The sequence below is a fragment of the Pseudolysinimonas kribbensis genome (assembly GCF_030161895.1).
GTDB classification, from domain to species: Bacteria; Actinomycetota; Actinomycetes; order Actinomycetales; family Microbacteriaceae; genus Pseudolysinimonas; species Pseudolysinimonas kribbensis.
Window position 1 is genome coordinate 2,601,163 of the sequence record NZ_BSVB01000001.1, and the last position, 12,662, is coordinate 2,613,824.

The 12,662-nt window shown below is 72.7% G+C and carries 11 protein-coding genes and 2 pseudogenes; 11 read left to right on the forward strand and 2 right to left on the reverse strand.

The window, feature by feature from the left end; translation table 11 throughout:
* The first annotated feature begins 15 nt into the window (after nucleotides 1-15).
* The 7 genes and pseudogenes from QQK35_RS14330 (at nucleotide 16) to QQK35_RS14360 (ending at nucleotide 8,582) form a co-directional block, all read left to right on the forward strand.
* A complete protein-coding gene (locus tag QQK35_RS14330) occupies nucleotides 16-1,065 on the forward strand; it encodes a hypothetical protein (protein WP_284254763.1) in 1,050 nt (349 codons plus the stop codon).
* Between the two features lie 92 nt (nucleotides 1,066-1,157).
* Complete coding sequence (locus tag QQK35_RS14335) at nucleotides 1,158-1,796, forward strand: 50S ribosomal protein L25/general stress protein Ctc (RefSeq protein ID WP_284254764.1); 639 nt, start codon at nucleotides 1,158-1,160, stop codon at nucleotides 1,794-1,796.
* A 12-nt stretch (nucleotides 1,797-1,808) separates the two neighbouring features.
* Nucleotides 1,809-2,393, forward strand: coding sequence for an aminoacyl-tRNA hydrolase (pth, locus tag QQK35_RS14340; protein WP_284254766.1), 585 nt, complete (start codon nucleotides 1,809-1,811; stop codon nucleotides 2,391-2,393).
* An 86-nt stretch (nucleotides 2,394-2,479) separates the two neighbouring features.
* Complete coding sequence (locus QQK35_RS14345; RefSeq protein WP_284254767.1) at nucleotides 2,480-2,611, forward strand: hypothetical protein; 132 nt, start codon at nucleotides 2,480-2,482, stop codon at nucleotides 2,609-2,611.
* Between the two features lie 32 nt (nucleotides 2,612-2,643).
* Nucleotides 2,644-3,525 (forward strand): bifunctional helix-turn-helix transcriptional regulator/GNAT family N-acetyltransferase, encoded by an 882-nt coding sequence (locus tag QQK35_RS14350; RefSeq protein ID WP_284254768.1) that lies wholly within the window; start codon nucleotides 2,644-2,646, stop codon nucleotides 3,523-3,525.
* 73 nt (nucleotides 3,526-3,598) lie between these two features.
* A pseudogene (mfd, locus tag QQK35_RS14355) lies at nucleotides 3,599-7,143 on the forward strand (transcription-repair coupling factor).
* A 26-nt stretch (nucleotides 7,144-7,169) separates the two neighbouring features.
* The gene (locus QQK35_RS14360) at nucleotides 7,170-8,582 is read left to right on the forward strand and encodes an FUSC family protein (RefSeq protein WP_284254769.1); all 1,413 of its coding nucleotides are present in this window, start codon (nucleotides 7,170-7,172) and stop codon (nucleotides 8,580-8,582) included.
* A 13-nt stretch (nucleotides 8,583-8,595) separates the two neighbouring features.
* On the opposite strand, the gene QQK35_RS14365 is transcribed toward QQK35_RS14360, so the two are convergent.
* On the reverse strand, nucleotides 8,596-9,339 hold the full coding sequence (locus QQK35_RS14365; RefSeq protein WP_284254770.1) for a CPBP family intramembrane glutamic endopeptidase: 744 nt from the start codon (nucleotides 9,337-9,339) through the stop codon (nucleotides 8,596-8,598).
* A gap of 76 nt (nucleotides 9,340-9,415) precedes the next feature.
* Here QQK35_RS14365 and QQK35_RS14370 point away from each other — a divergent pair, with 76 nt between their 5' ends.
* The 4 genes and pseudogenes from QQK35_RS14370 to QQK35_RS14380 all read left to right on the forward strand — a co-directional run bounded on the left by QQK35_RS14370 (nucleotide 9,416) and on the right by QQK35_RS14380 (nucleotide 12,131).
* On the forward strand, nucleotides 9,416-10,870 hold the full coding sequence (locus QQK35_RS14370; RefSeq protein WP_425565050.1) for an MDR family MFS transporter: 1,455 nt from the start codon (nucleotides 9,416-9,418) through the stop codon (nucleotides 10,868-10,870).
* Between the two features lie 19 nt (nucleotides 10,871-10,889).
* A pseudogene (locus QQK35_RS19905) lies at nucleotides 10,890-11,155 on the forward strand (MazG nucleotide pyrophosphohydrolase domain-containing protein); the annotation flags it as partial.
* A gap of 21 nt (nucleotides 11,156-11,176) precedes the next feature.
* The gene (locus tag QQK35_RS19910; RefSeq protein WP_348535028.1) at nucleotides 11,177-11,545 is read left to right on the forward strand and encodes a hypothetical protein; all 369 of its coding nucleotides are present in this window, start codon (nucleotides 11,177-11,179) and stop codon (nucleotides 11,543-11,545) included.
* A 76-nt stretch (nucleotides 11,546-11,621) separates the two neighbouring features.
* A complete protein-coding gene (locus tag QQK35_RS14380) occupies nucleotides 11,622-12,131 on the forward strand; it encodes a gamma carbonic anhydrase family protein (protein ID WP_284254771.1) in 510 nt (169 codons plus the stop codon).
* On the opposite strand, the gene QQK35_RS14385 is transcribed toward QQK35_RS14380, so the two are convergent.
* The gene (locus QQK35_RS14385) at nucleotides 12,091-12,648 is read right to left on the reverse strand and encodes a CGNR zinc finger domain-containing protein (protein WP_284254772.1); all 558 of its coding nucleotides are present in this window, start codon (nucleotides 12,646-12,648) and stop codon (nucleotides 12,091-12,093) included. The genes QQK35_RS14380 and QQK35_RS14385 overlap by 41 nt on opposite strands.
* Nucleotides 12,649-12,662 lie beyond the last annotated feature (14 nt).

Genomic DNA, 12,662 nt, shown 5'->3' on the forward strand with positions numbered 1-12,662 from the left:
GGCTAGCGTCGGGACATGCGGGCATTCGTGAGCCTCGTGATCGCAGTCGTCCTCTCGGTCGCCGGTCACCTGCTGGTCTGGGGCGGGGGATGGACGCTGCATCGGCTCTCGGCGCAGCTGCGGGAGCAGACGGCCGACGCGCTCCTGCCGAGCGTGGTGCTCGGCCTGGGGGTGCTCTGCCTCGCCGGCGCGATGCTCACCGTGGCGTGGTCGTCGGTCGGGGTCGTCATCATCGGGCTCGTGCAGACGCTCACCGGGCTCGGCATCATCATCCTCCCGGCCGCGATCTGGGCCGGCACGCTCATCTCGGCCGAGCGCATCTACCGACCCGTCGGCGACGGGCTGTTCGCCTGGTGGGCGAGTGGGCTGGGACTCCTCGTGGGCCTGCTCTTCCTGGTCGCGGGGATGGCGACGGCCGCCCGCCGCCCCCGCTCGACCGCGGCGGGCCGGGTGGTCACCACGGTCCTCTCGCTCGTGCTCGGCGCCGGCGCCGTGCTGCTGGTCGCCCTCGGTGGGGCACGCCTCATCCAGTCGATCCAGCAGCGCTCCGGCGGGATCGAGCTGCTCGGCGTGCTGCTCGTGCTCGCGGCCGCGGTGCTCGTCGTGATCGTCATCGCAGGCGTGCGGTTCTCGTCGCTCGGAGCGATCGTGCTGGGCGTCCTGCTCGGCGCTCTGGGCGGCCTGCTGATCTGGTCGCCGCAGCTCGTGCTGCGCCCGATCGCGTCGAACCGGGCGCTCACCGACGGCCTGCGCTACGCGGGCGACGGGGGCGGCTACCTCGTGCTGGGCGTGCTCGTGCTCGTCGCCGGGATCGCCGGCGTCGTGCGCGCCCGCCGCCGGCGCGCGATGGAGCCGGTCGAGGACGTCGACGAACGCATCGGATACCAGCCGGAGGACGGCGTCGGCAGCCTGTTCCCGTTCGGTGCCGCGGGCGACGACACCCCCACCGGACCGATCCGCACGGGGCCCGCGTCGACCGGGCGGGCGACCCCGCCGGGCGAACGGCCCCCGACCGCGTGTAGACTCAGCGACCGAACTTCGGCGAGGGATGCGACGCATCCGTGATCGACGCGGTGGGCGGCCTTCGGTCTGGCAGATCTGAATCGTCCGGCGTGCGCAATGCCGACACCCAGACACAAGGAAGAGACGTACCGGCCATGGCTGACGACAACAAGCTCACCGCGGAACCCCGCACCCAGTTCGGCAAGGGCGCGGCCCGCAAGATCCGTGCGCTCGGCAAGATCCCGGCGGTCATCTACGGCCACGGCACCGACCCGCAGCACGTGACGCTGCCGGGCCACGAGGTCGCCCTCATCATCCGCAAGGCGAACCAGGTGCTCGACCTCGACATCGCCGGCAAGAGCCAGCTCGCACTGGTCAAGGACGTGCAGAAGGACCCGGTTCACCAGGTCATCGAGCACCTCGACCTCATCGTCGTGCGCCGTGGCGAGAAGGTCGTCGTCGACGTACCGGTGCACATCGAGGGCGAGTCGTTCTCGGGCACGATCGTCGTGCAGGACGCGAATACCGTGTCGCTCGAGGTGGAGGCCACGCACATCCCGGAGCGCATCGTCGTGAACGTCGAGGGCGCCGAGGAGGGCACGCACATCACGGCGGCCGACCTGGAGCTGCCGGCGGGCGCGACGCTGCAGGGCGACCCCGAGCTGCTCATCCTCGCGGTGACCACGCCGGCCGCGCCGACGGCGGATGACCTCGCCGCCGACGAGGCGGGTGCCGAGGCCGGCGAGTCGCAGGCGGAGGCCCCGGCCGACGCCGCCGAAGAGTCGGCGGAGTAGTCCGCTCGCCCGATGGCCGACGGACAGTGGCTCGTCGTTGGGCTCGGCAACCCCGGGCCCGGCTACGCGTCGCACCGTCACAACGTCGGGCAGATGGCGCTCGACCAGCTGGCATCCCGCATCGGGGCGCCGTTCAAGCGCCACAAGACGAACGCGACCGTCGCCGAGGGCCGTCTCGGCCCCGGCGGGGCGCGGCTCGTGCTCGCGAAGCCGGCGTCGTTCATGAACCTGTCGGGCGGTCCGGTGGCGCAGCTGATGCGCTTCTACTCGCTGACTCCCGACCGGCTGATCGTGCTGCACGACGAGCTCGACATCCCGTTCGACACGATCAAGCTCAAGGTCGGCGGCGGCCACGGCGGCCACAACGGGCTGCGCGACATCCAGGCCGCGATCGGCACGCCCGACTTCGCGCGGGTGCGGATCGGCATCGGCCGCCCGCCCGGACGCCAGGATCCCGCGGATTTCGTGCTCACCCCGTTCACGAAGGCCGAGCGCGAGGTGCTGCCGTCGCTGCTCTCGGATGCCGCGGATGCGGTCGAGCAGGTCATCGCCGAGGGTCTGCTCCCGGCGCAGCAGCGCTTCCACGCGCCGCGCTAGCAACCGATCGCGCCTTTGCCATCCGATCGCGCTCGCGCGACGTGGATCGGATGGCGAACCAGCGATCGGTTTGGAGCCCGGGTCGGGTGGTGGCGCCGTACGCGGCACGGCTCATGACCTCGCTCGATCTGCGGGTCTCGTCGGAGCGGGCGCACCGCGACCTGGGCTGGACGCCGCGGTATCCGTCGGCGCGCGAGGGCTGGCGCGCCGTCGCGTGACGCGCTCGCGATTCTCTGACTAAAGTCAGAGAATGCGTGACGAGATGGATGTGCTGCGCCGGTTCAACCGGGCGTGGTCGCAGCGCGTCGGCGTGCTCGACGAGTCGTTCCTCGACTCCGGGCGACCGCTCGGCCCCTCGCGCGTGCTGTTCGAGATCGGCGACGCGCCGGGCGGGGCCATCGGGGTGCGTGAGCTGCGCGATCGGCTCGGCCTCGACGCCGGGCACCTCAGCCGCCTCCTGCGCCGCCTGGAGGGCGACGGCCTGGTGACCACGACCGCCGATCCGGATGACGCACGCCGTCGGATCGCCCGGCTCACCGCGGCGGGCTCGCGGGCGTGGCGCGACCTGGAGGAGCGCTCCGACCGGGTCGCGCACGACATCCTGGCGCCGCTGTCCGGTTCGAGCCGCGCCCGGCTGGCCGACGCGTTGCGCACCGCCGACGCACTGGTCCGCGCCGCGACCGTGCGGTTCGCGGAGGTGGACGCGGGGCAGCAGCAGGCGCGAGCGGCGATGGACGCCTACTTCGCCGAGCTCGCCGAGCGGTTCCCCGCCGGATTCGATCCCGGCCCGCCCGCCGATCCGGCCGTGTACGCCCCGCCGAACGGCCGGTTCTTCGTCGCCGCCTCGGACGGGGTCGCGATCGCCTGCGGCGGCATCCAGCGCCTCGGCGACCGGGTGGCCGAGATCAAGCGGATGTGGGTCGATCCCGCCTGGCGGGGCCGCGGCATCGCGACGCGCCTGCTGACCCACCTGGAGCGCACCGCCGCCGCCGACGGCTTCGACGTCGTGCGGCTCGACACGAACCCGGTGCTCGCCGAGGCGATCGCCATGTACCGGCGCGCGGGCTATCGGGAGATCCCGCGCTACAACGACAATCCCTACGCGGGGCTCTGGTTCGAGAAGGCCGTCTGAGCGGCGCTCCACCCGCGGGTGGACGCGGTGGTCGGCGGCCGCCCGTAACATCGAACGAGTGGCACTCGAGCGGATGATCACGGCGCTGGAGCGCGCCCACGTGCTGGATGCGGCCCTCGAGTCCGCACATCGCGACGCCGACTTCTCGCTCATCGAGGGGCTCCGCGTTCCGCTGCTGGCAGCGCTGCTGCGGGCGCGGGGAACGGCGTCCGCGCTGCTCGCGGTGACCGCGACCAGTCGCGAGGCGCAGGCGGTGCTCGATGCCCTGCACTGCTACGCGCCGGATGCGACGGTGCTCGAACTGCCCGCCTGGGAGACGCTGCCGCACGAGCGTCTGTCGCCGAGCGCCGAGACCGTCGGGCGCCGGCTGCACGCGTTGCGTGCCGCGAAGCAGTGGGATCGCGCGGCACCGTTCGTGCTCGTCGCGAGCGTGCGATCCGCGCTGCAGCCGCTCGCCCCCGGCCTGGCGGACCTCGAGCCGCTCGAGCTGCGCGCCGGCGGCCGCGGCTACGACCTCGCGGCGCTCGCGGGCCGGCTCGTCGAGATCGCCTACACGCGCGTCGACCTCGTCACCCGCCGGGGCGAGTTCGCGGTGCGCGGCGGCATCCTCGACGTGTTCCCGCCCGCGGCCGAGCACCCGCTGCGAGCCGAGTTCTTCGGCGACGAGCTCGAGGCGCTGCGGGCGTTCTCGGTCGCGGATCAGCGCTCGCTGCCCGAGACCGTCGGGCACGCGGAGCTCGGACCGGCCCGCGAGCTGCTGCTGACCGACGCGGTGCGCCAACGGGCGGCCGAGATGCAGAGCGAGTTCCCGACGCTGCAGCAGATGCTCGCGAAGATCGCGGAGGGCATCCCGGTCGAGGGCATGGAGTCGCTCGCGCCCGCGCTGCTCGACCGGCTCGTGCCGCTCACCGACTACCTGCCTCCGGATGCCGCGATCGCCGTGCTCGGTCCCGAGCGCGTCGCGACCCGGGCCCTGCATCTCGGCGAGACCAACCGCGAGTTCCTCGACGCCGCGTGGAGCGCCGCGACGGCGGGTGCGCAGGCGCCGATCGACCTCGGCGCGGGCGACTTCCTCTCCGTGAACGGGCTGCGCACGGCCGCCGGCGACCGCACGTGGTGGACGTTCAGCCCGTTCGACGCGGGCGACGAGGAGGGCATCCGCGTCGACGCCGAGCCCGTCCCGGCGTTCGCGGGCCGCGCGGAGGGCGCCGCCGACCACGTCGTCGAGCTGCTGCGCGACGGCTGGACCGTCGCGGTCGCGACCGCGGGAACCGGCCTGGTCGAGCGCGCGGCCGACGTGCTCGCCGGGCGCGAGGCGGCGGGTCGTCCGGTCGAGACCTTCCCCGCCGATCCCGAGCCGGGAGTCGCCTACCTGGTGAAGGGTGCGCTCGAGGCGGGCTTCGAGCTGCCCGAGGCGCGGTTCGCGGTGCTGAGCGAGGCGGAGTTCTACGGCCGCACCGCGGGCGTCGACTCGCGCCAGGTCAAGCGGCTCGCCAGCCGTCGCCGCAACGTCGTCGATCCGCTCCAGCTGCGGCCGGGCGACATCGTCGTGCACCAGACGCACGGCATCGGGCGGTTCGTCGAGCTCGTCAAGCGCGAGGTCGCCTCGGGCGAGCGCACGGCGCGCGGCCCGCTCGGCACGAGCGTCACGACGGCGAAGGTGGAGCGCGAGTACCTCGTGCTGGAGTACGCGCCGTCCAAGCGCGGCATGCCGGGCGACCGGCTGTTCGTGCCGATGGACCAGCTCGACCTGCTGACCCGGTACGTCGGCGGCGAGGCGCCCACGCTCAGCAAGATGGGCGGCTCCGACTGGGCGGCCGCGAAGGGCCGCGCACGCAAGGCGGTGCGCGACATCGCGGTCGAGCTCGTCAAGCTCTACTCCGCCCGGATGGCGAGCGTCGGCCACGCGTTCGGTCCCGACACCCCGTGGCAGCGCGAGCTCGAGGAGGCGTTCCCGTTCGTCGAGACGCCCGACCAGCTGCAGACGATCGACGAGGTCAAGGCCGACATGCAGCGGCCGATCCCGATGGACCGCCTCATCTCGGGCGACGTCGGCTACGGCAAGACCGAGGTCGCGGTGCGTGCCGCGTTCAAGGCCGTGCAGGAGGGCAAGCAGGTCGCGATGCTCGTGCCGACCACCTTGCTCGTGCGCCAGCACATGGAGACCTTCGCCGAGCGGTTCGCGGGATTCCCGGTACATCTGCGCGCGCTGTCCCGGTTCCAGACCGACAAGGAGGCCAAGGACACGATCGCCGGCCTCGCGTCGGGCGAGGTGGATGTCGTGATCGGCACGCACCGGCTGCTGTCGGACGGCATCCGGTTCAAAGACCTGGGGCTCGTCATCATCGACGAGGAGCAGCGCTTCGGGGTGGAGCACAAGGACGCCCTGAAGAAGCTCAAGACCAACGTCGACATCCTCGCGATGTCGGCCACGCCGATCCCGCGCACGCTCGAGATGGCGGTGACGGGCATCCGCGAGATGTCGACGCTCGCGACGCCGCCGGAGGACCGGCACCCGATCCTCACCTATGTCGGCGCCTACAACGACAAGACGGTCGCGGCGGCGGTCCGGCGCGAGCTGCTGCGCGAGGGGCAGGTGTTCTTCGTGCACAACCGGGTGTCGTCGATCAACCGGGTCGCGGCGCAGCTGGCGGAGCTCGTGCCCGAGGCGCGCATCGCGGTCGCGCACGGGCAGCTCAGCGAGCACGTGCTCGAGCAGGTCATCGTCGACTTCTGGGAGCGCCGGTTCGACGTGCTCGTGACGACGACGATCATCGAGACGGGCATCGACATCGCCAACGCGAACACGCTCATCATCGATCGTGCCGACAAGTACGGCCTCAGCCAGCTGCACCAGATCCGCGGCCGGGTCGGGCGCGGCCGGGAGCGCGCGTACGCGTACTTCCTCTACGACGACGACAAGCCGCTGAGCGAGACGGCGACCGACCGGCTCGAGACCATCGCGGCGAACAACGAGCTCGGCGGCGGCATGCAGATCGCCCTCAAGGACCTCGAGATCCGCGGCGCCGGCAACCTGCTCGGCGGCGAGCAGTCCGGGCACATCGCCGGGGTGGGGTTCGACCTCTACCTGCGGATGATCGGGGAGGCCGTGAGCGCCTTCCGCGGCGACGTCGTCGAGGGGCAGACCGAGCTGCGGCTCGAGCTGCCGGTCGACGCGCACCTGCCCGAGGACTACATCGAGTCGGAGCGGCTGCGCCTCGAGGCCTATCAGAAGCTGTCCACCGCCGCGGCGGCGACGAGCGCCGACGACGCCATCGACGCGGTGCTCGAGGAGCTGCGCGACCGGTACGGCGAGCCGCCCGAGCAGGTGGCCAACCTGATCGACGTCTCGCGGCTGCGGCGCCGGGCGCAGAAGGCCGGGCTGTCGGACGTCGTGGCGATGGGCGGCAACCTGCGGATCGCCCCGGCCGAGCTGCCCGACTCCTCCAGGTGCGGCTGCAGCGGCTCTACCCGGGGGCGCGGCTGTTCGGGCAGGCGAAGGCGCTGAGCGTGCCGCTGCCGAAGGATCTCGAGGATGCCGCCCTCGTCGCCTGGGTCGGCGACCTCCTCGACGCGATCTTCCCGATCCCCGTGCCCGCCACCGAGCCGGTCGAGTAGCCGCGGCCCGGCGTATCGAGACGCCCATGACGACCGTGCGCGCCTGGCTCGACGCCAACCGCCCCCGCATCCGGCTCGCCGTCGGCACCGCCGTCGTGACGATCCTCGCGATGGTGCTCACGCTGCTGTCGACGTTCGCGCTCGTGCCGGAGCTCGGCCCCGCGGTGCTCGGGGCGATGCTGACCCTGACCCTGGCGCGCAGCCAGCTGGAGAAGGATGCCCGCGGCCGCATCGAGGCGGCGGTCGCCCTCCCGGTCATCGGCCTCGCCGCGGCGGGCATCGGCACCCTGCTGCTGCGCGCGCCGATCGTGGGCGCCGTCGTCTACGTGCTCGGCATGATGCTCTCGATCTGGCTGCGCCGGTTCGGCGCCGTTCCGCGCCGGATCGGCGCCCTGCTCGTGCTGCCCTTCGTCGCCCTGCTGGTCACACCGGTGCCGGTGCCGCAGCATCCGGTCGGGCCGCTCGCCGGCGTGGCGTGGCTGGTGCCGCCGGTCGTCGCGCTCGTGGCGTTCGCGTGGGTGACGCTGCTGCAGGTGGGTGCGCGGGCGATCCGGCTGCTGCCGCCGCGGCAGCCGACCTGGGAGCGCCCCGACCCGGCTCCGCGCGCCGCCGACGCTCCGCGCGTGCGGGTGACGCCGACCGACAAGCTCGCGCTGCAGATGGGGATCTCGCTCGCCCTGGCCTTCGTGATCGGTTTCGTGTTCTTCGGCGACCGCTGGGCCTGGATCGTGCTCACCGTCGTCGTCGTCACGATCGGCAACGCCGGGCGTGCCGACGTCCTCTACAAGGGCATCCAGCGCCTGGGCGGCGCCGCGGTCGGCACGCTGCTCGCGCTCGCGCCGGCCGCGCACCTGGGGCCTCCGACCGTCGGCACGACGGCTGCGCTCATCGCGATCGTGTTCCTCGCGGTGCTGCTGCGCGAGTTCGCCTACGTCTGGTGGGCTCTGTTCTTCACCCTCGCGATCGCGCTCGTGCAGGCGTTCGGCGGCGCGGTGGGCGGCGGGGGCGGCGGGTTCCTGCTGGGGGAGCGGCTCGAGGAGATCCTCATCGGCTCGGTCCTCGCGCTCGCCGTCGCCTGGCTCGTGCTGCCGATCCGATCGGAGGGAACGATCCGGCGCCGGCTCGGGGCGGTGCTCGCGGCGCTGCAGGAGCGGATGGCGGTGCAGGACGACGCGACCGCCCACGACCTGCGCGGCGCGCTGGCCGATCTCGCGAGGGCGTCGAAGCCGTACGACGCCTGGCTGCGGATCGCGCGTCGCGCCCGGCGTCCGCGCGCCGCGCGCTGGATCGCGACGACGCGCGACTGCGTCGACCTCGGTCGCCACGGAGCCGATGCCGAGGCGCGGAAGCTCCTGGGCGCTGCGCGCCGGGCGTTGCGCGCGCCCGACGAGCTGCAGGCCGCACTCGACGCCCTTCGCACCCACCTGGAACGGGAGTAGCGCGCTCGACCGCCTACTCGACCCGCTCGCGGGCCGTGCCCAGCAGCACCGGGATCAGCACGAGCGAGCGCAGGTCGATGAGCGCGTGCAGCAGGATCGGCACGACGATGAGCCCCGTCACCACATAGAGCGCCGACAGCACGAGCCCCAGCACGGTCGCGAACAGCACGCCGGTCCACCGCTGATAGACGTGCAGCAGGCCGAACACCAGCGACGCGGCGAGGAACGCGACCGGCCCGTTCGGCACGATCCCGAAGATCAGTGCCGGCATCGCGAGCCGGAACATCGTCTCCTCGAACACCCCCGCCGACAGCCCGAGGCCGAGCCCGTACGGCAGCTCGTCGCGGTTGCGCGGCAGCAGCGCCCGGATGTCACCGATCGCCGGGATCTCGTCGATCCGCCCGCGCAGCAGCACCAGCGGCAGCACGATCCCCACGACGAACGCGATCGGCAGTCCGATCGCGAGGCCCGCACCGAATCCGGAGTCGAGCTGCGCGCGCAGCCAGGCCATCGGCGCCCAGCGCTGCGCGTCGCGGAGGGTGGGGCCCAGGATCGTCCAGGTCGCCAGCAGCACGACGGCCGACATCCCGCCCATGACGACGACCGACTCGATCAGCCAGCGCCGATAGACGCGCTGCCGGCTGCGGGTCGCGCGCAGTCGCCGGAACCGGGCCCACTCCCGCCGTTCCCGGCGCACCGCTCGCGCGAGGAGGAACGCCAGCACGAGCACGAGCAGGGCGAGCAGGGCGAGGCGCACGTCACCATCCTCCCGTGCGGGAATGCGCCGATTGGCGCCCGACTTGCATCCGGGGGATCCTTGCCCGACGGAAGGAATGCGGGTGGCTCGAAGCGAGGTCGGACTGCGGTCGGAGCGCGGCCCCATCCTGCTCGGCGCGATGACCTCGACGGCGCTCATCGCCATCGACTCGACGATCCTCGCCACGGCGGTCCCGTCGGTCGTGAAGGACCTCGGCGGCTTCTCGCAGTTCCCGTGGCTGTTCTCGATCTACCTGCTCGCCCAGGCCGTGCTCGTGCCGGTGTACTCCAAGCTCGCCGACATGGTCGGCCGCAAGCCGATCATGATCTTCGGCATCCTGCTGTTCCTGGTCGGGTCGGTGCTGTGCGGCGCCGCCTGGAACATGACCGCGCTCATCGTCTTCCGCGCGGTGCAGGGCCTCGGCGCCGGCGCGGTGCAGCCGATGTCGATGACGATCATCGGCGACATCTACACGGTCGAGGAGCGCGCCCGCGTGCAGGGCTACGTGGCGAGCATCTGGGGCATGGCCTCGGTGGTCGGGCCGGCGCTCGGCGGTGTCTTCTCGCAGTTCCTCACCTGGCGGTGGATCTTCTTCGTCAACGTGCCCGTCTGCATCCTGGCCCTCGTGCTCATCGCGCGCGGCTATCACGAGACGGTCGCGCACCGGCGGCACCGCATCGACGTGCCGGGCGCGGTGCTGCTCACGGTCGGGTCGAGCTCGGTCATCCTCGGACTGCTCGAGGGCGGCGAGGGATGGCCGTGGCTCTCGGTGCCGGGCGTCGCCGTCTTCGTCGTCGGCATCCTCGCCCTCGTCGGGTTCGTGCTCGTCGAACGCCGCGCGGCCGAACCGGTGCTCTCGCTCGAGGTGCTGAGTCGTCGGGTGGTGCTGACCGCGGCGCTCGTGGCCGGCGCCGTCGGCGCCGCGACCATCGGACTCAGCTCCTACGTGCCCACCTACCTCCAGCGCACGCTCGGCACATCGCCGATCGTCTCGGGGCTCGCGGTGGCCGCCCTGACGCTCGGCTGGCCGATCGCCGCCGCGCTCGCCGGGCGGCTCTACCTTCGCTACGGATTCCGCACGACGTGCCTGGTCGGCATCCTGGTCTCCACGACGGGTGCGATCACGCTCGCCGCCGTCGGCATGACGCCCTCGCTGATCGCGGTGATGATCGCCTGCTTCGTGACGGGCTGGGGCTTCGGCTGGTGCGTCTCGCCGGCGCTGGTGGCGGCGCAGTCCAGCGTGATGTGGAATGAGCGCGGCGTCGTGACCGGTGTGCAGGCCTTCGGCCGGTCGATCGGGAGCGCGGTCGGTGCGGCGGTGCTCGGCGCGGTCGCCAACGCGGTGATCGCGATCTCCGGCCGCGGTTCGAGCGACCCGCACGCCGTGACGGTCGCGTCGACGTGGGTGTTCGTCGCGGTCGCCGTCTTCGTCGCCCTCACGATCGCCACGGTGCTCAGGATGCCGCGGCTCCCACCGCCGAAGCGCGACCCGATCACGGGGTCGATCCAGACGATCGAACCGGCCGCATAGCCCGCGTAACGTGGCGCGCATGACCGCGCCGGATCCGCAGCTCGCCCCGCATCCGCAGCTGGACGGGCTGATCGCGACGCTCGAGCGCCTGCGCGCGCCGGGCGGCTGCGCGTGGGACCGCGCGCAGACCCACGAGTCGCTGGTGCGCTACCTCGTCGAGGAGAGCGCCGAGCTCGTCGAGGCGATCGAGGCGGGCGACCGCGACGAGCGGATCGAGGAGCTCGGCGACGTGCTCTACCAGGTGCTGTTCCACGCGGACATCGCGCGCGAAGCGGGGAGTTCACGATCGACGACGTCGCCGAGCACATGACCCGCAAGATGGTGGGCCGGCATCCGCACGTGTTCGGCGACGTGGTGGCCGACACCCCGGAGGCAGTGGCGGTCACCTGGGAGAAGCTCAAGGCGGTCGAGAAGGCGCACCGCACCTCGGTGCTCGACGGCATCCCGCCCGGCATGCCCGCGCTGGCGCTCGCCGAGAAGGTCGTCGGCCGTGCGGCGAAGGTGGGCGTCGTGCCGGATGCCGCTCCGGTGCCCGCGACCGAGGACGAGCTGGGCGCGCACCTGCTCGCGATCGTGACCGGGGCGCGGGATGCCGGGCTCGACCCGGAGCGCGCGCTGCGATCCGCGATCCGCGGGTTGCAGTCCGAGGTGCGCGCCGCGGAGGCCGCCGGATGACCGCGGTGGCGCCGGACGCCTCCGTCGATCCCTCCGCGATCGTCCGGGGCGACGTGCGGATCGGCGCGCGCAGCCGGTGCTCGCGGGCGCGATCCTCGATGCGGGCGACGGGGTGCTCGCCGTGGGCGAATCGGTGATCGTCATGGAACAGGCGGTGCTGCGCGCCAGCGCACGCTTCGCGCTGACCGTCGGAGATCACGTGCTCATCGGCCCCCACGCATCGGTGTCGGGCGCCTGGATCGACGACGAGGTGTTCGTCGCGACGAACGCGGCGATCTTCCCGGGTGCGGTGCTGGGCCGTGGCGCCGAGGTGCGCGTCAACGGCGTCGTCCAGGTGCGCACGCGGCTGGAGGCCGGCGCCACGGTGCCGATCGGCTGGGTCGCGGTCGGGGATCCCGCCCCCATCCTGCCGCCGGATCGCCACGACGAGATCTGGGCGGCGCAGGAGCCCCTCGACTTCCCCGGCACCGTGTTCGGCGTCGATCGCAATGCCCCGGATGCCATGGTGCAGCTCACGGAGCGGTACAGCCGCGCGATCGAGCGGCTCAGTCGCTCTGTTCCGCGAGGCGCTCGCGATAGGCGCTGACGTTCATCCGGTTGCCGCAGCGCAGGCTGCAGAATCGCTTCGATCCGTTGCGCGAGAGGTCGACGAACACGCCCTCGCAGTCGTGCGCCTCGCACGTGCGCAGCTGCGACGTGGCAGCCGCGCGGATGACGTCGACGAACCCCATCGCGGCCTCCACCCGGATGCGCTCGGCGAGCGGCGCGTCGAGGCTCGTCGCGTGGATGTGCCAGTCGAGGTGGTCGTGCCGCACGAGCTGGGGGAGGGCGCCGGCATCCACGAGCATCCGGTTGACCTCGGCCACCGCCTCGTCCTTGCGCAGCCGCCAGAGGCTGCGCAGCTGCGCCCGCGCCGCGCGCACCTCCTCGAGCTCCGCCTCGTCGGCGTCGTGCCGCCCCGAGTACCCGTACTCGTCGAGCAGCCAGGCGAGCTGCTCCGGGGTCTCGAGCTCGTCGGCGCCGCTCGCGGAGGCCGTCGGCACGGTGTTGGCCAGCGCCACGACGAACGCGAGCGAGGCCTCCGTGTCATCACTGAAACGCACTTTGACTCCTGACG

Coding starts and splice junctions, on each gene's coding strand:
- QQK35_RS14360 (WP_284254769.1), top strand. CDS start 7,170: ATGACGACCGTGCGCGCCTGGCTCGACGCCAACCGCCCCCGCATCCGG.
- QQK35_RS19910 (WP_348535028.1), top strand. CDS start 11,177: ATGACCCGCAAGATGGTGGGCCGGCATCCGCACGTGTTCGGCGACGTG.
- QQK35_RS14370 (WP_425565050.1), top strand. CDS start 9,416: ATGCGGGTGGCTCGAAGCGAGGTCGGACTGCGGTCGGAGCGCGGCCCC.
- QQK35_RS14350 (WP_284254768.1), top strand. CDS start 2,644: ATGCGTGACGAGATGGATGTGCTGCGCCGGTTCAACCGGGCGTGGTCG.
- QQK35_RS14330 (WP_284254763.1), top strand. CDS start 16: ATGCGGGCATTCGTGAGCCTCGTGATCGCAGTCGTCCTCTCGGTCGCC.
- QQK35_RS14335 (WP_284254764.1), top strand. CDS start 1,158: ATGGCTGACGACAACAAGCTCACCGCGGAACCCCGCACCCAGTTCGGC.
- pth (WP_284254766.1), top strand. CDS start 1,809: ATGGCCGACGGACAGTGGCTCGTCGTTGGGCTCGGCAACCCCGGGCCC.